This window comes from Pseudomonas sp. DF11, assembly GCF_058148565.1.
In genome coordinates this window covers 1-18,594 of sequence record NZ_JBYVYN010000011.1, presented here as the reverse complement: position 1 = coordinate 18,594, position 18,594 = coordinate 1, and the positions used below count along the sequence as shown (strand labels likewise).

At 62.6% G+C, this 18,594-nt stretch carries 14 protein-coding genes; 6 read left to right on the top strand and 8 right to left on the bottom strand.

Annotation, left to right across the window (positions count from 1 at the left end; translation table 11 throughout):
• Positions 1-158: 158 nt before the first annotated feature.
• The gene (locus AC30D9_RS25655) at positions 159-1,604 is read left to right on the top strand and encodes an NCS1 family nucleobase:cation symporter-1 (protein WP_490145116.1); all 1,446 of its coding nucleotides are present in this window, start codon (positions 159-161) and stop codon (positions 1,602-1,604) included.
• Here AC30D9_RS25655 and AC30D9_RS25650 read toward each other — a convergent pair whose 3' ends face one another.
• Positions 1,605-2,777 carry an MFS transporter gene (locus AC30D9_RS25650; protein WP_490145115.1) on the bottom strand — a complete coding sequence of 391 codons (1,173 nt, stop codon included), beginning with the start codon at positions 2,775-2,777 and terminating at the stop codon, positions 1,605-1,607.
• Positions 2,778-2,881: 104 nt separating this feature from the next.
• Between AC30D9_RS25650 and ptrR the strand changes: the two genes are divergently transcribed.
• Positions 2,882-3,775: a putrescine utilization regulator PtrR gene (ptrR, locus tag AC30D9_RS25645; RefSeq protein ID WP_134923262.1), complete on the top strand. Its 894-nt coding sequence runs from the start codon at positions 2,882-2,884 to the stop codon at positions 3,773-3,775.
• A gap of 139 nt (positions 3,776-3,914) precedes the next feature.
• Entirely contained in the window at positions 3,915-4,043 is a 129-nt protein-coding gene (locus AC30D9_RS25640) for a PA1414 family protein (RefSeq protein ID WP_003198971.1), read from the top strand.
• Between the two features lie 269 nt (positions 4,044-4,312).
• Here the strand turns inward: AC30D9_RS25640 and AC30D9_RS25635 are convergent, their stop codons facing one another.
• The 4 genes from AC30D9_RS25635 to speB all read right to left on the bottom strand — a co-directional run bounded on the left by AC30D9_RS25635 (position 4,313) and on the right by speB (position 8,826).
• Positions 4,313-5,701 (bottom strand): sodium:solute symporter family protein, encoded by a 1,389-nt coding sequence (locus tag AC30D9_RS25635; RefSeq protein ID WP_490145114.1) that lies wholly within the window; start codon positions 5,699-5,701, stop codon positions 4,313-4,315.
• A 167-nt stretch (positions 5,702-5,868) separates the two neighbouring features.
• Positions 5,869-7,404, bottom strand: a complete 1,536-nt coding sequence (locus AC30D9_RS25630; RefSeq protein WP_490145113.1) for a purine-cytosine permease family protein — start codon at positions 7,402-7,404, stop codon at positions 5,869-5,871.
• A gap of 54 nt (positions 7,405-7,458) precedes the next feature.
• Positions 7,459-7,866 carry a YybH family protein gene (locus AC30D9_RS25625; RefSeq protein ID WP_490145112.1) on the bottom strand — a complete coding sequence of 136 codons (408 nt, stop codon included), beginning with the start codon at positions 7,864-7,866 and terminating at the stop codon, positions 7,459-7,461.
• 9 nt (positions 7,867-7,875) lie between these two features.
• Entirely contained in the window at positions 7,876-8,826 is a 951-nt protein-coding gene (speB, locus tag AC30D9_RS25620) for an agmatinase (protein WP_003198979.1), read from the bottom strand.
• Between the two features lie 343 nt (positions 8,827-9,169).
• Between speB and AC30D9_RS25615 the strand changes: the two genes are divergently transcribed.
• A complete protein-coding gene (locus AC30D9_RS25615; RefSeq protein ID WP_003184133.1) occupies positions 9,170-10,063 on the top strand; it encodes a LysR family transcriptional regulator in 894 nt (297 codons plus the stop codon).
• Between the two features lie 2 nt (positions 10,064-10,065).
• The gene (locus tag AC30D9_RS25610) at positions 10,066-10,668 is read left to right on the top strand and encodes a tRNA-uridine aminocarboxypropyltransferase (RefSeq protein ID WP_307571547.1); all 603 of its coding nucleotides are present in this window, start codon (positions 10,066-10,068) and stop codon (positions 10,666-10,668) included.
• 144 nt (positions 10,669-10,812) lie between these two features.
• Here the strand turns inward: AC30D9_RS25610 and AC30D9_RS25605 are convergent, their stop codons facing one another.
• The 3 genes from AC30D9_RS25605 to AC30D9_RS25595 form a co-directional block, all read right to left on the bottom strand.
• The gene (locus AC30D9_RS25605) at positions 10,813-12,177 is read right to left on the bottom strand and encodes an HlyD family type I secretion periplasmic adaptor subunit (RefSeq protein ID WP_134923266.1); all 1,365 of its coding nucleotides are present in this window, start codon (positions 12,175-12,177) and stop codon (positions 10,813-10,815) included.
• Positions 12,178-12,386: 209 nt separating this feature from the next.
• Entirely contained in the window at positions 12,387-14,546 is a 2,160-nt protein-coding gene (locus AC30D9_RS25600; RefSeq protein WP_307571546.1) for a type I secretion system permease/ATPase, read from the bottom strand.
• A 20-nt stretch (positions 14,547-14,566) separates the two neighbouring features.
• Entirely contained in the window at positions 14,567-15,925 is a 1,359-nt protein-coding gene (locus AC30D9_RS25595; RefSeq protein WP_307571545.1) for a TolC family outer membrane protein, read from the bottom strand.
• Between the two features lie 453 nt (positions 15,926-16,378).
• Here AC30D9_RS25595 and AC30D9_RS25590 point away from each other — a divergent pair.
• Positions 16,379-18,594 (top strand): retention module-containing protein (locus AC30D9_RS25590; RefSeq protein ID WP_490145111.1); only part of this gene is annotated, 2,216 nt, incomplete at its 3' end.

Below are 18,594 nucleotides of genomic sequence, written 5' to 3'. Positions count from 1 at the left end.
GCCTTTTACTCCCGCTACACACCCCGGTTTGTCTCACATTTCGCGCCTATGGCACGCATTCTGCGTGGTAACGCGTATACAAACCATGCCGGCTCCCGTGCGCAGTATGGTGAGCAGGTCGATCCGGGGGCACGGCGGTACTCAAAAGGAGCCCCGCAATGTCCGAGCAATTGCCCAACGGCTACAGCCCCCGCCTCTATAACGAGGACTTGGGCCCGCTGCCGCAGAAATGGAATTGGTACAACATCTTCGCGTTCTGGATGAGCGATGTGCACAGCGTCGGCGGTTATGTCTTCGCCGCCAGCCTGTTCGCGTTGGGCCTGGCGAGTTGGCAAGTGTTGATCGCCTTGCTCGGTGGGATCTGCATCGTGCAGCTGATCGCCAACCTGGTCGCCAAGCCGAGCCAGCAGGCGGCGGTGCCGTATCCGGTGATCTGTCGACTGGCGTTCGGCGTGTTCGGGGCGAATATTCCTGCGGTCATCCGGGGCTTGATCGCCGTGGCCTGGTACGGCATTCAGACGTACCTGGCCTCCAGCGCGCTGATCATCGTGGTGCTGCGGTTTTTTCCTGCGATGGAGGTCTATGCAACGCCGCATTTTGCCGGTTTGTCCTACCTGGGCTGGTTCGGTTTCCTCAGCCTGTGGTTCGTCCAGGCGCTGGTGTTCTGGACAGGCATGGAGTCGATCCGTCGCTTCATCGACTGGGCCGGGCCGGTGGTGTATGCGGTGATGTTTCTGTTGGCCGGCTGGATCGTCTGGAAGGCCGGTTGGAGCAATATCAGCTTCACCTTGGCGGAGAAGTCGTTGTCCGGTTGGCAGGCGTTCGGCCAGGTGATCGTGGCCACGGCTTTGGTGGTGTCGTACTTTTCCGGCCCAACCCTGAATTTCGGTGATTTCAGCCGTTACTGCCGGAGCATGTCTGACGTGCGCCGAGGCAATTTCTGGGGGCTGCCGGTGAATTTCCTGGCGTTCTCCCTGGTCACCGTGGTGATTGTTTCCGGGACCTTGCCGGTGTTCGGCGAAATGCTCCATGACCCGATTGCCACCGTGGCGCGCATCGACAACGATGTGGCGGTCTTGCTGGGCGCCTTTGCCTTCGTGACCGCCACCATCGGCATCAACATTGTCGCCAACTTCGTCTCCCCGGCCTTTGACTTCGCCAACGTCGCGCCCAGCAAGATCAGTTGGCGCGCCGGCGGCATGATCGCGGCAGTGGCCTCGATTTTCATCACGCCGTGGAACCTGTTCAACAACCCCGAAGTGATCCACTACACCCTGGACGTGCTGGCGGCGTTCATCGGCCCGCTGTTCGGGATCCTGCTGGTGGATTACTACTTGATCAAAAAACAGCAGATCGACGTCGACGCACTGTTCAATGATGGGCCGAGCGGGCGCTATTACTACAGCGGCGGTATCAACTGGGCTGCGGTCAAGGCGTTGATCCCAGCGACGCTGATGGGCGTGGCGATCACCTTCACGCCGCTGCTGCAACCGATGGCCAACTTTGCCTGGTTCACCGGTTGCTTCCTCGGCGGGGTGTTGTATTTCGCCTTGGCGCGGCGCGAGACGACCGTGCACCTGAGCCCATCGCTCGGCCAGGCCTGATCAGCGCAGGGCAGTCTGGGCGCAAGGGTTCACCGCGCCCCGGTTGGCGGGCCGCAGCAACAGCCCGCCGGCCAGCAGCAGACCGCTGCCGGCAATGATCAGCGCCGGCTGCAGGCCGCCGCTGAAATGGCTGCTCAACGCCGCCAGCAGTGGCCCGCTGAGCTGGCCCACGGCAAAGCAGGCGGTCAACAGGCCCGCGTTGCGCTGGGTGGCGTGGGGCGCCAGTTCCCGGGAGTGCTGCATCACCAGCTGCATGCAGGCCAGGAACGGTGCGCCACACAGGATCACCCCCAGCGCCAGCCCCGGGCCGCTGCCCAGCAGGCAGGCGAACACCCCGGCGGCTTGCAGCCAGAGCGTACCGATCAGCCAACGACCGGTGGTGTTCGGGCTGGGGCGACGCAAGCTGACCAGCAACACGCCAGTGGCGGCGGCCAGGCCGAAGCAGGGCCAGAACAGGTCGGCCTGCCATTGCCCATGGAACTGCGCCGAGGCCATCTGCGACAGGAACGTCGCCGGGATGATGTAGCCCACGCCGTACAGGGCGTACACCACGCCAAGTCGAGCGATGCCACGGTTCGGTGAGGCGCTGACTGGCGCGGCAACGGTCGCGGCTGCGGCGGGTTGCGGCAGGATCGGCAGAATCACCAGCAGCATCGCCAATGCCACGCCGGCATACACCAGCCACAGGGTCGCGGAGGTCTGGCCCAACAGGTTCGAGCCCAGGGCAAGCAAACCGGTCAGGAAAATCCCCAACCCAGGGCCGGCAAACACCAAGGCGCCGAGCCGTGGCCGTCCCGCCGTCGCAGCCAAGGGTTGACTCAGGGCGGTGATCATCACCATCACCCAGGCGCTCGCCACGCCGGTGCCAAAGCGCAACGCCAAGTGCGGCCAGAAACCCCAGGCCCAGAACGACGCCAGGGTCAGCAGTACGCACAGCCACAGGCCGCCGAGCAACCGTCGCCGGACCTGTTCCGGGCGGCGGGCGAACATGGCGTCCAGCGCGCCGAGGAAGTAACCCAGGTAGTTGGCGGCGGCAATCAGACCGGCGGCGGTCAAGTCGAGCTGACCTTCGCCGATCAAATGAGGTAACTGGGGTGTAAGGGCGAAGCGGCCAATGCCCATGGCCATCATCAGGGCGATGAAGCTGCCGAGCAGGCGAGTAAGAGGTGACATGGTCGTTCTCCGGGTGTCGGGGCGAATGACCGTCAGGCTAGGACTGATTGACTTTCATTAAAAATGAATAATAGTGAGTAACTTGTTCTTTTTTGGAGAATGTCGTGGAGTTCAGCCAATTACGGATTTTCCAGGCCGTGGCCGAGGAAGGTTCCATCACCCGCGCCGCAGAGCGCCTGCACCGGGTGCCGTCGAACCTCTCGACCCGGCTCAAGCAGCTTGAAGAGCAATTGGGCGTGGACCTTTTCCTGCGGGAGCGTCAGCGTTTGCAGTTGTCACCGGCGGGAAAAGTCCTGCTGGACTATGCGGCCAAGCTTTTTGCCCTGCACGACGAAGCGCATGCCGCTGTGCAGGGCGGGCAGCCAGCCGGGGATTTTCTATTGGGCACGATGTACAGCACGGCGGCGACGCATTTGCCGGACCTGTTGGCGGCCTATCACCGGGCGTATCCGGCGGTGAACCTGCAAGTGCAATCCGGGCCCAGTGGCGAATTGCTCGAAGGCCTGCTCACCAATCGTCTCGACGCAGCGTTGGTGGACGGTCCACTGGAGCTGGCGGGGCTCGATGGCGTGCCGTTGTGCGACGAGCGGTTGGTGCTGATTACCGAGGCCGATCATCCGCCGGTACGCAGCGCGCTGGATGTGCAGGGCCGCGCGGTGTTCACGTTCCGGCGTGGTTGCTCCTACCGGATGCGCTTGGAAGCCTGGTTTGCCCATGACCATGCGACCATGGGCCGGGCAATGGAGATCGAGTCTTACCAGGGCATGCTGGCGTGTGTAATCGCCGGGTCCGGGGTGGCGTTGATGTCCGAGTCGATGCTGGCTAGCCTGCCGGGCCGCGAGCGGGTGACGGTGCATCCGCTGGCCGAGCCGTTTGCCAGCGCCACCACCTGGCTGATGTGGCGCAAAGGCATGGTCGGGGCCAACCTGAACGCCTGGATCGAATTGCAACAACAGGCCTGGCCGCGAGTGCCCATGGCGACGGCGCAATCGGCTTGAACTCCGGGAGGTGGATTTGGATCAATTCAGTAACAGATCATTGCAAACTGAGACGAGCATTGCGTAGAACATCGGACTATTATCAGTGCGAAGGGGCCACAGAAGTCTGCCGCTCGCACCACCCTGAGGGGGCACCACGATGAAAGAGAAAATCCAGAACTGGCTTCACGACTTGGGTGTCGCGCTGGGGCTGATCGAGCCGCCGATGCAGCCGGTACCGATCCGCACCGATGACGAGCAACGCCGCCGCCAACCGCGCCGCCGGTAAATACACCGCAGAATTTGGAGAGATCGCAGTTCCGGACCATTTCATTGAGATGGGCCGGAACTGCGATCTTTTTATTTCCAAGGCAACCCCCATGGTGAGGGGATTGACCTGTGGCGAGGGGATTTATCCCCGTTGGGCTGCGAAGCAGCCCCAAAACAGTCAATTCAATCTGTCTGGCACACCGAGGTGTCAGCGTTTGGGACCGCTGCGCGCTCCAGCGGGGATAAATCCCCTCGCCACAACTGCGTTCGGCTTGATTCAGTTCTCGATCAAACCGCCTTGGTTACCACACTCGGCCGCGGCGCCAACACACTCACCAGCACAAAACTCACCAGCGCCACGCTCAGGCTGTAGTAGATCGGCGTGTTCGCGTCCAGACCGTCCTTGAGCATGAAGAACAGCGCGGTCAAGAAGCCCAGCGACATGCTGGTGATCGCGCCGGCAGTGGTGGCGCGCTTCCAGTAGATGGCGCCGATCAGCGGGATCAGCATGCCGCCCACCAACAAGTTATAGGCCAGGGTCAGGGCGCTGATGACGTCGCTGACCACCAGGGCGATCACCAAGACCACGGCCCCCATCAGCAGGGTCGCGATGCGGTTTTCGTGAACGTCGCCACTGCCGCTTTCACGACCCTGGCGCAGACGTGGCAGCAAGTCCTGGACCACCGTGGTGGACGCCGCGAGCAGGCCCGCCGCAGCGGTGGACATCAAGGCCGCCAGGGCCGCGGCGATCACCAGCCCGCGAATGCCGTTGGGCAGGCTGGTCTGGACGACGCTGGCGAAGGCGTTGTTGACGTTTTCCAAGTCCGGCAGCAAGACCTTGGCCGCCATGCCGATCAAAGCGCCGGCCAGGCCATACAGCACGCAGTACAGGCCAGCGGCGGTGCCGGCGACTTTGGCCACGCCTTCGCTGCGGGCAGTGAACACCCGCTGCCAGATGTCCTGGCCGATGAAGATGCCGAAGAAGTAGATCAGGAAGTAGGTGAGGATGGTGTCCCAGCCGATGGCGGTGAAATCGAAGTAGCTGGCCGGCAGCTTGGCCACCATGGCGTCCCAGCCACCGGCATCGACGATGGACATCGGCATCAGCAGGAACACCAGGCCAACGGTCATGATCAAGAATTGCACGATGTCGGTAAGGGTCAGTGACCACATGCCACCGATGGTGGAATACAGCACCACCACGCCGCCGCCCACCAGGATCGACACCCAGAACGGCAGGCCGAACAGCACCTGCATCACGGTGCCAATGGCGATGGTCGAGGTAGCGCCGATCATCAGCGCATAAACCAGCATGATCAGCGCACTGGCCTGGCGTGCGGCCGGGTTATAGCGACGCTCCAGCACTTGGGTCACGGTGTAGATCTTGAGCTTGAGCAACGGTTTGGCGAGGAACAGGCTCAGGCCGACGATGCCCAGGCCGATGGCGCCGCACAGCCAGAACCCGGAAATGCCGTAGACATAGCCCAGGCGCACGGTGCCAATGGTGGATGCGCCGCCCAGGACGGTAGCGGCCATGGTGCCCAGGTAAAAGCCCGGGCCGAGGTTGCGCCCGGCGACCAGGTAGTCGTCACGGGTTTTGGCGCGGCGCATGCCATACCAGCCCAAAGCGATCATGCCGGTGGCGTAGAGAAGAACGACGATTAAATCCAAAGCCATGATGGCGTGTCTCCGATTGTTTTTTTTATAGTGAAGTCGGCTAGTACCGGGGCCATATTGCGTACTGCTCTTTGTGGCGAGGGGATTTAGCGAAACGTCGCACCGCCCCACTGGGCTGCGAAGCAGCCCCAAAACAGTCAACTCAATCTGTCTGGCACACCGAGGTGTCAGGGCTTGGGAGCGCTGCGCGCTCCAGCGGGGATAAATCCCCTCGCCACAGGTGCAGTGCTCGGCTGGCTTTTGCTGCGCAGATCATCCGGCCCATACACCGCCGCCGGCTCTGGAAACAGCCCCAGCAACGTCAGGTACACCACCGAAGCCAGGCCCAGGGTCACTGGCAGGCTGATGTCGATCCCGCCGGCCAGTTCGCCCAATGGCCCGACGAACTGCCCCGGCAGGTTGACGAAGCACAACCCCACCAGTGCGCTGGGGATCCATGCCCCCAGGCCGCGCCAGTTCCAGCCGTGGCTGAACCAGTAGCGCCCGCCGGTTTCGCCGCGGGTGAACACTTGCAGGTCATCCGGGCAGTAGAAGCCGCGGCGTACCAGCAGGCCGATGATCATGATCACCATCCACGGTGTGGTGCAGGTGATGATCAGTACGGCGAAGGTAGATACGCTTTGCACCAGGTTCGCGGCGAAGCGGCCGATGAAGATGAAGGCAATCGACAGCACGCCGATCAGCAGTGTCGCCTTGACCCGCGACAGCACCCGTGGAAACACGCTGGACATGTCCAGGCCGGTGCCATACAGCGACGTGGTGCCGGTGGACATGCCGCCGATCACCGCGATCAGGCACACCGGCAGGAAGAACCAGCTCGGCGAGACCGCCAGCAGGCCGCCCACGTAGTTGTTGGCCGCGATGTAGTCCGGCGCCTTGATCGCCACGATGGTGGCGGTGGCGAGGCCGAACAGGAACGGGATCAGCGTCGCCAGTTGCGCGGCGACAACCGCCAGCATGATGCGGCGCTTGGGCGTGTTGCGTGGGATGTAGCGCGACCAGTCACCGAGGAATGCACCGAAGGAAATCGGGTTGCTCATGGCCACCAGCGCCGCGCCGATGAAGGCCGCGTAGAAGCCCGGCTGGCCGAGGCTGACGGTGCCGGCGAACTGGCTGTCGAAGGTCGGCGCGAAGGCCACGATGCCCAGCAGGAACAACAGGCTGGCGGCCCACACGGCGATGCGGTTGACCCACAGCATGAAGCGAAAGCCGTAGATGCACACGGTCAAGACCAGCAAGGCGAACAGGCCATAGGCCAGGCCCAGGCTCAGATCGGTTTCCGGCACGCCGATCAACCGCTTGGCGCCGCCGATCAATGCGTCTCCGGAACTCCATACCGACAGCGAAAAGAACGCGATGGCGGTCAACAGTGACAGGAACGAGCCGACGATCCGCCCGTGCACGCCGAAGTGCGCACCGGAAGACACCGCGTTGTTGGTGCCGTTGAGCGGGCCGAACAGGCCCATCGGCGCGAGGATGATCGAACCCACCAACACCCCCAGCACAATCGCCCAGACCCCAGCCTGGAACGACAGGCCGAACAGCACCGGGAAACTGCCGAGCACGGCGGTGGCAAAGGTATTGGCGCCGCCGAAGATCAGGCGAAACAGATCGCTTGGGCCGGCGGTGCGTTCGTGGTCCGGGATCTGTTCGACCCCGAAGGTTTCGATTTGCGTAAGGCTGTTGTCGTTATTGTTATTCATGACCTGCTCCGATCATAAAGGCGCGCTCATCGAGTGCGAGCGTCGCCTGTTTGGCTAAGGGGTTGGCAGCCCTTCCGGCATTGCGGACAAATGTTCGTGACAGGCCAGCCATCGGCCTTGTTGTTCTTGGCGAAACACAATGGTTTCGCGCTCCTGGCTAAAGTGAAGCTCCCCTTGCATGCGCAGCTCGGTGGCCACGTCATGGATGAAAACCGCCACGTCCCCTTGCAGGCTGACGATGGCGTTGCTTGAGGTGCAGGAGAGCACCTCGAAGCCATCCTCGGAGCGCCAGCGGTCCCACAACGCCTGGTAGGCATCGCGTGACAGCAGGGGCTGTTCGAGGGTGTGGAACACGAAACTCGCATCCGCCGTGAACGCGCCGAAATAGGCGTCGCGGTCATTGCGGGCGAAGGCCGACACCAGTTGTGCGGCGGCCTTGAGCACTTGATCCTGTTCGTTCATGGGCGCACCTCAGCGATGAACCACGCCGGGCAGTACGCAGAGCATCTCGTACAGCAGGTTGGCGCCCAACAGCGAGGTGTTGCCGGTGGTGTCGTACGGTGGCGAGACTTCTACCAGATCGCAACCGACCAGGTCGAGGCCCTGGCAGCCACGGACGATTTCGATTGCCTGGATGGTGGTCAGGCCGCCGATTTCCGGGGTGCCGGTGCCAGGGGCCCAGGCCGGGTCGATGCCGTCGATGTCGAAGCTCAGGTACACCGGGCCGCCGCCGACTTTCTCGCGCACTTCAGCCATCAGCGGGGCGAGGGATTTGTGCCAGCACTCTTCGGCCTGGACCACACGAAAGCCCTGGTTACGGCTCCAGTTGAAATCATCGGCGGTATAGCCCTGGGCCCGCAGGCCGATCTGGACCACGCGGTCGCAATCGAGCAGGCCTTCCTCCACGGCGCGGCGGAAGGTGGTGCCGTGGGCGATTTTCTCGCCGAACATGTGGTCGTTCACATCGGCGTGAGCGTCGATGTGCACCAGGCCGACCTTGCCGTGTTTCTTGTGGATCGCCCGCAGGATCGGCAGGGTGATGGTGTGGTCGCCGCCCAGGGTCAGGGGAATGACGTTATGTTCGAGGATCTTGTGGTACGACTCCTCGATGATCCGCACCGCATCCAGCAGGTTGAAGGTGTTGATCGGCACGTCACCGATGTCGGCCACCGACAGCGAGTCGAACGGCGCCGCACCAGTGGCCATGTTGTAGGGGCGGATCATCACGGATTCGGCGCGGATCTCCCGCGGCCCGAAACGGGTGCCGGCGCGCAGGGAGGTGCCGATGTCCAGCGGCACGCCGACGAAGGCTGCGTCCAGGCCGGCGGCGGTTTGCAAATGGGGGAGTCGCATCATGGTGGCGATGCCGCCGAAGCGCGGCATTTCATTGCCGCCCAGTGGTTGGTGAAGAATCTTGTCCACGGGTAGGGCCTCATCGTTGTATTTATCAGGGGCCGATTCTGCGAAAAGCCTGGGAGGGGAAGAATCGCCAGGGGCAAATACTTAGTTCAGATTTTTCTAAACTAATGCGCGGTGGGGCGATAGACTTCGCAGCAGTGCTGTCCTGGAGGACAGGATGCCCCCTGTGGCGAGGGGATTTAGCGAAACGTCGCACCGCCCCGCGGGGCTGCGGAGCAGCCCCGACACAGTCAACTCAATCTGTCTGGCACACCGAGGTGTCAGGGTTTAGGGCCGCTTCGCGCCCCAGCGGGGATAAATCCCCTCGCCACAAATGTTTGCAGTGATCCCAGTATGGAGAGGCTCGATGGCCAACGCTCTACCCGACCTTAAACTGCTGCGCATCTTCGTCAGCGTGGTCCGGCACCAGGGGTTCGCCAATGCCCAGCACGAACTCAACCTCTCCACGTCGGCCATCAGCACCTACATGAGCCAACTCGAATCGGCCCTGGGCCTGGTGCTGTGTCATCGTGGCCGAGGCGGGTTCAGCCTGACCAGCAAGGGCGAGTTGTTCCATCAGGAAACCCTGCGTCTGCTGGGCGAACTCGAAGGGTTCGAGCAGTACGCCGCCGCGCTCAAGGGTGAACTGCGCGGCACGTTGAACCTGGGGGTGATCGATTCCACCGTCAGCGACAAGGCCTTGCCGTTCGCCGAAGCCATCGGCGCCTACAGCCAGGAGCATCCGGCGGTGCATTTGCACCTGTCGGTCATGAGCCCTTACGAGCTGCAACTCGGCGTGCAGGACAACCGTCTGGACCTGGCCATCGGTGCGTTTTCCACGCGCATGAGCGGGCTGGTCTACATGCCGCTGTACCGCGAGCAACATTGGTTGTACTGCAGTAACCGCCATCCGTTGTTCAACGAGCGGCGCATCCCCGAGCAAGTCATCACCCAGCAACGCATGGTCGGGCGCGGTTACTGGAGCCAGGCCGAACTGGCCCGCCATGGTTTCAAGCACAGCGCGGCGACGGTGGAGAGCATGGAGGCGCAGTTGATCCTGGTGTTGTCCGGTGCCTACGTCGGTTACCTGCCTGAGCACTATGCCCAGGCTTGGGTCGACAAGGGCGATTTGCGCGTGCTGCTGCCGGCGACCTTCGGTTATCAGGCGCCGTTTTCGATGATCGTGCGTCGTGGTCGCAGCCGCGAACCGCTGATCCAGACATTCCGTGATTTGCTCAAAGCTCAACTGAATCAGGCCTGACCATGTCCAGAACTCAATGCCCGCGCTGCCAACGACCGCAAAGCCATTGCCTGTGCCCGCTGATCCCCAGCCTCGACAGCCGCACCCGGGTCTTGCTGTTGCAGCATCCCAGCGAAGTGAACCATGCCTTGAACACGGCCAGGCTGGCGGCGCTGGGGCTCAACAATGCCGAGTTGATCGTGGGCGAAGTGTTCGAGGATTTGCCCAGGTTGCTCAATCCACCGGGTTATCGGACGCGGTTGCTGTTTCCCGGCGACGAGGCGCAGCCGTTGCAGGCTTATGTTCCGTCCGAGGAACCGCTGCTGTTGGTCGTGCCCGATGGCACCTGGCGCAAGGCGCGCAAGCTGCTGCACCTCAACCCGCTGCTGGCGGCGCTGCCGAGGGTGACCCTGGCCGAAGGTGGCGTGTCCCGTTATCGCTTGCGCAAGGCACCGGGGCCGGGGGCGTTGTCGACGGTGGAGGCGATTGCCCAGGCGTTGCAGACCCTTGAAGCGCCGGCCAGCTTCGAGCCGTTGTTGCGGCCGTTCGAGGCGCTGATCGAGGGGCAGATTGTGGCGATGGGGGAAGAGACCTTCCAGCGTAACCATGCTGAGAATAGGTCGTGACTGTGCTGGCCTCATCGCGAGCAGGCTCGCTCCCACATTGGATCTGTGGTGTTAGCAGATTTGTGCATGCACTGGAGATCAACTGTGGGAGCGAGCCTGCTCGCGATAGTGGTAGAACAATCAATGAAAGTCTCAGCTCAGGGGCTACCGCTCACGCATCGCCTCGGTCCGCGCCTTCAACACCGGCTTGAGCAAGTAATCCAACACACTCTTCTCCCCAGTGATGATATCCACCGTAGCCACCATCCCCGGAATGATCAGCAGCGGTTTGGCATCGCCGCCCAAATGGTTTTTATCGGTGCGCACCTGGATCAGGTAGAAGCTGTTGCCCTTGTCGTCGGTGATGGTGTCGGCGCCGATCAGTTCGAGCTTGGCGCTCAGCCCGCCATAGATGGTGTAGTCGTAGGCGCTGAACTTGACCATGGCCTTCTGGCCCGGGTGCAGGAACGCCACGTCCTGGGGGCGAACCTTGGCTTCGATCAGCAGGTTGTCTTCCAGGGGCACGATTTCCAGCATGTCGTTGCCCGGCTGTACCACGCCGCCAATGGTGTTGACCTTCAGTTGCTTGATCACCCCATGCACCGGCGAGACCACGGTGGTGCGGGTCACGCGGTCATCGATGGCGATGCTCGAGGCGGTGATTTTCGACAGTTCGGTGCGTTTCTCGTTGAGGTCCTTGGCCGCTTCGGAGCGGAAGGTCTGTTCCGATTCGTCGATCTTGCTCTTGATTTCATTGATCGCCGATTCGGCCCGGGGAATCGCCAAAGTGGTGGCGTTGAGTGAGCCGCGGATTTCCACCGCACTGCGCTTGAGTCGCAGGATCTCCACTGGCGACACTGCCCCGGTGCGCACCAGCGGTGCGGACATGTTCATTTCTTCTTGCAGCAAGGCCAGGGCGGAGCTGAACTGGCCTTGCTTGGAGCGAAACTCCGCCAGTTCCTGGGTCTTCTGCCGCAGTTGTTCGGTCAGGGTCCGTTGCTCGCTGGCCAGGCGACGCTGGCGTTGTTCGTACAGCGAGCGTTCATCCTCGGCCACTTGCGGGGCCTTGGCGGTTATCTCTGCCGAGAGTGCGAATGGCCGCCCTTCAGCCTCGGCCGACAGGCGTTCGACCTGGGCGGTCAAGGCATAGCGGTCGGCCTCGCTCTCGCCCTTGTTCGACAGATAGCGCGTGTCGTCCAGGCGCAGCAGGGTGTCGCCTTTGTTCACCATCTGCCCTTCGCGGACGAAAATCTCGGTGACGATGCCGCCCTCCAGGTTCTGGATCACCTGGACCTTGCTCGACGGAATCGCCTTGCCTTCGCCTGTGGTGACTTCCTGCAAGACCGCCAGTTTGGCCCAGACCAGCCCGGTGACGATCAAGCCGGCGGCCAGCCACACGGTGACCCGCGAGCGGCGCGGCGAGTCCTGCAACGTGGCGCCGGCGGTTTCCGCCATGAACTCGCTTTCGGCGCTTTTGCTGAAACTGCCGAAGTAGCTTCGGGCGGCTGAATCCGGTGTTTGAGCAGACATGGGGCGGTACCCGTTGGTTAAATAACTAAGGTTGGTGCGGCTTTTGTGGCGAGGGGATTTATCCCCGCTGGGCTGCGAAGCAGCCCCAAGACAGCTGACCCAATCTGTCTGGCACACCGAGGTGCCTGGTTTTAGGGCTGCTTCGCAGCCCAGCGGGGCGGTGCGACGTTTCGCTAAATCCCCTCGCCACAAGGGATATGTGTTGGCATCTATACCGCCGCAGACCCCACCCGTCCCTTGCGCAGCGCATCGATCACCGCGTCCTTCGGCCCATCCGCCACGATCCGGCCGTTATCCAGCACCACCAACCGGTCCACCAGGCTCAGCATCGAGGTGCGGTGAGTGACCAGCAGCACGGTCTTGCCCTGTACGTGGGTATGGAGCTTTTGTCGCAAGGCGTCTTCGCTGCTGTTGTCCATGGCGCTGGTGGGTTCGTCCAGCAACAGGATCGGCGGGTCGAGCAACAAGGCCCGGGCCAGCAGCACGGCCTGGCGCTGGCCTCCGGAAAGCAACTGCCCGCGTTCACCCACCGGGCGGTCGAAGCCTTGGGGGTGTTGGCGGGCCAGTTCGGTGACGCCGGTCAGTTCCGCCACTTCCAGCATGCGCGCATCGCTGATGTAACGGGCGCCCAGGGTGAGATTGTCCCGCAGGCTGCCGGCCAGCAATGGCAGGTCATGGGCGACATAGCCGATCTGTTGGCGCAGGTCGGCGACGTCCAGTTGCCGCAGATCCAGACCATCGAGCAGCAACTGACCTTCCTCCGGTGCGTAGAAACCCATCACCAGGCGCGCCAGGGTGCTCTTGCCCGAACCGCTGCGACCGATGATCCCGACCCGTTCGCCGGGCTTGAGGCTGAAACTGATATTGGCCAGCGCGGGGGAGCTCTGGCCGTTGTAATGAAAGGTCACACCGTTGACGTCCAGCGCGCCCTGCAATTGGGTGCGATCCAATGGCCGCTGCTTGGCGTCCCGTTCCTGGGGCAGCGCCATCAGTGCATCGGTGCTGCGCATGGTGAGTTGGGCCTGCTGGTAGCGGGTGATCAGCCCGGCAATCTGCCCCAGCGGCGCCAAGACCCGACTGCCGAGCATGTAAGTCGCCACCAGCGCGCCGACGCTGAGGTTGCCGGCGATGATGCTGTAGACCCCGGCGACGATGGTCGCCATGCCGGCCAGTTGTTGCAGGAACAACGTGCCGTTGGTCGCCAATGCCGAAAGGTTGCGCGCATGGCTGTCCAGGCGGGTGAGGGCGCCGTGGGTGCTTTCCCACTGATGCTGGCGCTCGCTCTCGGCGCTGCAGGCCTTGAGGGTTTCCAGGCCGCCGAGGGTTTCAATCAACAAGGCTTGGCGCTGGGCACCCAGGGCCAGGCTTTTTTGCACGGTGTCGCGCAGGCGCACCTGGATGATCATCGCGAAGACAATGGTGATGGGAAACGCCACCACCGGGATCACCACCAGCCAGCCACCGAGCAGGCCGATCACCAACAGCATCAACAGGGCGAAGGGCAGGTCGATCAGGCTGGTGAGGGTCACGGCGGTGAGAAACTCCCGCAGGCCCTGGAAGTCATGGATGCTCTGGGCGAAGCCGCCGATGGTCACTGGCTTGGCCTTCATCGCCATGCCGGTGATGCGCTCGAACAGGGTGGCGGAAAGAACCACGTCGGTTTTCTTGCCGGCAGTGTCCAGCAGATGGGCTCGCACCACCCGCAACACCAGTTCGAAACCGGTGCCGATCAGCAGCCCCACGGCCAGCACCCACAAGGTCGACGTGGCCTGGTTCGGCACCACGCGATCGTAGGTCTGCATGACGAACAGCGGCACCATCAGGCCCAGCAGGTTGATCAGGAAACTCGCCAGGATCGCGTCGCTGTACAGCCAGCGCGACAGTTTCAAGGTGTCGCGAAACCACGCCTCGACCCGCGGCACCAAAGGCGAGCGCAGGTCCTCGAGTTCATGGCGCGGCCGGGCGAACAAGGCCTGGCCACTGTAATCGGCGGTCAGTTCCTCGCGACTGACCCATTGTTCGCCGCCGTCGGCTTCGCTGGGCAGGATCAGCGCCTTGCCATCCTCACCCCAGCGCCGCAATACCGCACAGCGGCCGCCCACCAGGACCAGCATCACCGGCAGGTTCAGGGGCGAGATATCCACCAGCTCACGACGCAACAGTCGCGCCTGCAAGCTCGCCCGGGCCGCTGCGCGCGGCAGCAGGTCCAGGCTCAAGCGTTGGTGCGCCATAGGAAGCCCGGCGCTGAGGCTGGCGCGGCTGACCGTCGCGCCATGGAGTTTGCAGAGGATCAACAGGCCGTCCAGCAAGGGATCATCGAAATTCAGCCGCGGATCAGCGCCGGGGATTGCAGGTTCCATGCTGGTCACATTGATCGCTCCCCTGGGGACTACTTCAGTTCCGGCAGCCGCGCCTGGTTCTTGACTTCGGTCTGCGCGACCGCATCGGCTGGCAGCACGATCCGTTGCTTGTGCAACAGCAGGCCCATATTCGCCAGCACCCGGTACATCGAGTACTCCTCGGTGTAACGCACCTCGGTGTAGCGACGGTTGGCGTTGTACAGCTCGTTTTCGCTGTCGAGCAGGTCGAGCAGGGTGCGCTGACCGAGACCGAACTGATCCTGGTAGGCGGCGCGTACACGGGCGGTGGTGTCGGCGTATTCGCGGGCGGTGGGCGTCTGTTTGCGAGCGTTGAGCATCGCGTTCCAGGCCAGGCGCGTGTCTTCGTTGAGTTGGCGCAGGGCATTGTTGCGGATGTCCATGGCCTGGTTGATCTGGTGGGCGTTGGAGGCCAGCCGCGCCTTGTCGCTGCCACCGCGGAACAGGTTGTAGTTCATCACCACGCCGACCCGCCAGTTGTTGTCATGGCCTTCTTCGCCACCGATGTTGTTATTGGCACCCACCGCCGCCTCGGCGTCGAAACGGGGGTAGAACGGCGACTTCGCCACTTCGTACTGGCTTTCGGCGGACTGTATGTCGGCCTGGGCCGATTTCAGGTACGGGTTGTTATCCACCATGCTTTGCTGGGCTTCGCGCAGGTCGGCGGGGATTTCGCCTTTGGTCGAAGGCGGCATTTCCAACTCATCGGGCATGCGCCCGACCACGCTGTAGAAATTCGCCTCGGCGTCGGCCAGGTCCACCTGGGCGGTGTCGTAGTTGTTTTCCGCCAGGGCCCGGCGGGCATTGGACTGGTCGGAGTCGGCGGTGCTGCCCACCCCGCGTTGCGTGCGCAGGCCGATCTGGTCGTTGACCCGCAGGTGCGCTTGCAGGTTGTTCTTGGCCAGGGTCACCAGTTCGCGACGCTTGAGCACTTCCAGGTAGACCTCGATGGTACGCAGCGCCAGATCCTGGGCGGTGCCTTGGGCGTAATAGGCCCGCGAGTTGACCACGCCCTGGGTACGTTCCACTTCATTGGCGGTGTTGAACCCGTCGAAGATCATCTGCCGCAGGCGCAGCTCTGACTGGGTGTAGGTCAGGATATTGGTGTGGTGGTTGCCCAATGCCCGGGTGTTGGTGTTGTCGCTGTAGCCTCGACCGTAACCGGCATTGAGATCCACCGACGGGAAAAAGCCCCCCCTGGCGACCTTGACGTCTTCATTGGCCGACAGACGGCTGTCCACCCGTTGTGCCAGCTCCGGGTGGGTAGCGATGGTGCTCTGGATCGCTTCGGTCAAGGACATGGCCTGCGCCTGAGAAGAGCAGGCCATGGCCAGCAAAACCGCGCTGCAGAGGGGGGTTAGAACGCGCATGGGGTGCATCTCCTGAGGTCTGTAGTACTTCGCTGTCGCCAAAATATTGACGTATTTAAGATCAAAACCGTTTCAACCTTGTAACAACACAGCTAAGAACATCCTGCGCAAAACCTAAGAAGAATTTCTCATAACCCTTATGCCGAAAAAAACTTATGTGCTTGAAAAAATCCAGCACATTGTTCAAAGCGAAAGCCTTTGAATTAGCGGGTTCTGACGGCTTTTAGGCGTCAATAAAAGTTCCATGCAGATTTTTAAGCGATGTGAAGAAGTGCCGAAAGGGCGATGAGGAAGGCAATTTTAAGTGACGGTTTTCTGTCGTTTTGGCTAATTGCCAGCACCTTCTGCTTTCACGAAAGCTGGCAGATTTTCCAGCTTTCCTGGTCGCCAATCTGAGGACGGATTCTTCACCCAGACAGGTGCCGATTGCGGTCGGCAACGGAGGAAATGCACATGGCAGCGCTCATCGGTATCGTCAGTAAAGTGGTCGGGCAGGTTTTCGCAGAAGCGGCCGGCGGCCTGCGGCGGCCTCTGGTCGAAGGCGATCGGCTCTATGCCGGTGAACACCTGATCACCGGGGGCGAAGGGGCCGTGGCGGTGCATCTGCAAAATGGCCAGGAATTGACCCTGGGACGCGGAAGCAACCTGACCCTCACCCCACAGCTGCTCGCCAACCACGCGCCCCATGTCGACACGGCTGAAGCGCTGACACCGAGTAACGCGCAACTGACCGATGTGCAAAAACTGCAGCAAGCCATCGCCGCCGGTGCCGACCCGACCCAGACCGGTGAGGCCACGGCCGCGGGCCCCGAGGGTGGCAACCCGGGGGGCGTGGGTGGCGGGCACAGTTTTGTGCTGCTGGAAGAAGTCGGCGGGGAGGTCGATCCGCAGATCGGTTTCCCGACGGCCGGGTTCAACGGGATTCCCGAGTTCCCACAACTGCGCCTGGCCGGTGATCCGGATAACACGGGCGACGATGCCACCGTGCCGCCGGTCACCCCTGAAACGCCGGATAACCCTGTGACCCTCGACGGGGTCAATGTCGAGGGCGGCGAGCTGACCACCAACGAGGCCAATCTGGCCGATGGTTCGGCGAGCAACCCGGGTGCGCTGGTGCAAAGCGGTACCTTCACGGTTTCTGCCCCCGATGGGCTGAGCAGCCTGAGCATCGGTGGCGTCAGCGTGATTGCTGGCGGTGTGCCCGCAGGCTTTCCTCAAACCATCACCTCGCCGCTGGGCAACACCTTGACCATCACCGGCTACAACCCGACTACCGGCGTGGTCAGCTACACCTACACCCTGACGGACAATGAAACCCATCCTGCCGGTGGCGGCGCCAACAACATCACCGAGCAGTTCCCGGTCGTGGCCGTCGATTCCGATGGCGATACCGCCACCGGGACCCTGGACGTCAATATCACTGACGACGTGCCCCAGGCGATCGACGACAGCCACGCCAACACGGCCTCGGAAACCCTGGTCACCCTCACGGGTAACGTATTGACCAACGATCACCAGGGCGCCGACCGGATCCCCATCGGCCCCGATAGCGGACCGATCATTGGCGGGACGTTCACCGGCACCTACGGCACCCTCGTGCTCAATCCCAATGGCACATACACCTACACCCTGAACACCAGCGACCCGCAATTCGTCGCATTGCACGGCGGGGGAAGCGGCACTGAGACATTCACCTATACCCTGACCGATGCCGACGGTGACACCAGTACTGCGAACCTGGTGCTGCAAGTGCACAACAATGACGATCCGGTGATCATCACCGGCCTCGACACCGAAGGCGGTGAGCTGACGATCCAGGAGAAAAATCTTGGCGACGGCAGCAGCCCGGACGCACCGGCCCTGACCCAAAGCGGCACCTTCACCGTCACCGCGTTGGACGGTGTTCAAACACTGAGCGTCGGCGGCATCAACGTCGTCACCGGCGGTGTGGCAGCCGGTTTCCCACAATCGATTACCACCGCGCTGGGCAACACCCTGACCATCACCGGCTACAACGCCACCACAGGCGTGGTCAGCTACAGCTACACGCTGCTGGACAATGAAGCCCATCCAAACGCCAACGGCGCCAACAGCCTGAGCGAGCAATTTGCCGTGGTTGTCACCGACGACAACGGCACCACCGCCAACGGCAACCTCGACGTGAATATCGTCGACGACCTGCCAAAAGCCGTGGACGACAGCAACGCCAGTACCGCCTCGGAAACCAACCTGACCCTGACCGGCAGCGTGCTGACCAACGACACCCAGGGTGCCGACCATGTGGCCTCCGGTCCGATCACACCCGGCACTTTCACCGGCACCTACGGCACCCTGGTGCTCAACGCTGACGGCTCCTATACCTACACCCTCAACACCGCCGATGCCGATTTCAAAGGTTTGCATGGCGGCGGCAATGGCAGCGAAACCTTCACCTACACCCTGACCGATGCCGATGGCGACACCAGTACCGCGAACCTGGTGCTGCAAGTGCACAACAATGACGATCCGGTGATCATCACCGGCCTCGACACTGAGGGCGGTGAGCTGACGGTCCAGGAGAAAAACCTCAGCGACGGCAGCAGCCCGGACGCACCGGCGCTGACCCAGAGCGGCACCTTCACCGTCACCGCGTTGGACGGTGTGCAAACCTTGAGCGTCGGCGGTATCAA

What these genes read in the sequence shown, in the direction of transcription:
- AC30D9_RS25650 (WP_490145115.1), bottom strand. Translation starts at nt 2,777, where the DNA reads ATGTCACCTCTTACTCGCCTGCTCGGCAGCTTCATCGCCCTGATGATG.
- AC30D9_RS25595 (WP_307571545.1), bottom strand. Translation starts at nt 15,925, where the DNA reads ATGCGCGTTCTAACCCCCCTCTGCAGCGCGGTTTTGCTGGCCATGGCC.
- AC30D9_RS25630 (WP_490145113.1), bottom strand. Translation starts at nt 7,404, where the DNA reads ATGAATAACAATAACGACAACAGCCTTACGCAAATCGAAACCTTCGGG.
- AC30D9_RS25610 (WP_307571547.1), top strand. Translation starts at nt 10,066, where the DNA reads ATGTCCAGAACTCAATGCCCGCGCTGCCAACGACCGCAAAGCCATTGC.
- AC30D9_RS25635 (WP_490145114.1), bottom strand. Translation starts at nt 5,701, where the DNA reads ATGGCTTTGGATTTAATCGTCGTTCTTCTCTACGCCACCGGCATGATC.
- AC30D9_RS25615 (WP_003184133.1), top strand. Translation starts at nt 9,170, where the DNA reads ATGGCCAACGCTCTACCCGACCTTAAACTGCTGCGCATCTTCGTCAGC.
- AC30D9_RS25640 (WP_003198971.1), top strand. Translation starts at nt 3,915, where the DNA reads ATGAAAGAGAAAATCCAGAACTGGCTTCACGACTTGGGTGTCGCGCTG.
- AC30D9_RS25625 (WP_490145112.1), bottom strand. Translation starts at nt 7,866, where the DNA reads ATGAACGAACAGGATCAAGTGCTCAAGGCCGCCGCACAACTGGTGTCG.
- AC30D9_RS25655 (WP_490145116.1), top strand. Translation starts at nt 159, where the DNA reads ATGTCCGAGCAATTGCCCAACGGCTACAGCCCCCGCCTCTATAACGAG.
- AC30D9_RS25605 (WP_134923266.1), bottom strand. Translation starts at nt 12,177, where the DNA reads ATGTCTGCTCAAACACCGGATTCAGCCGCCCGAAGCTACTTCGGCAGT.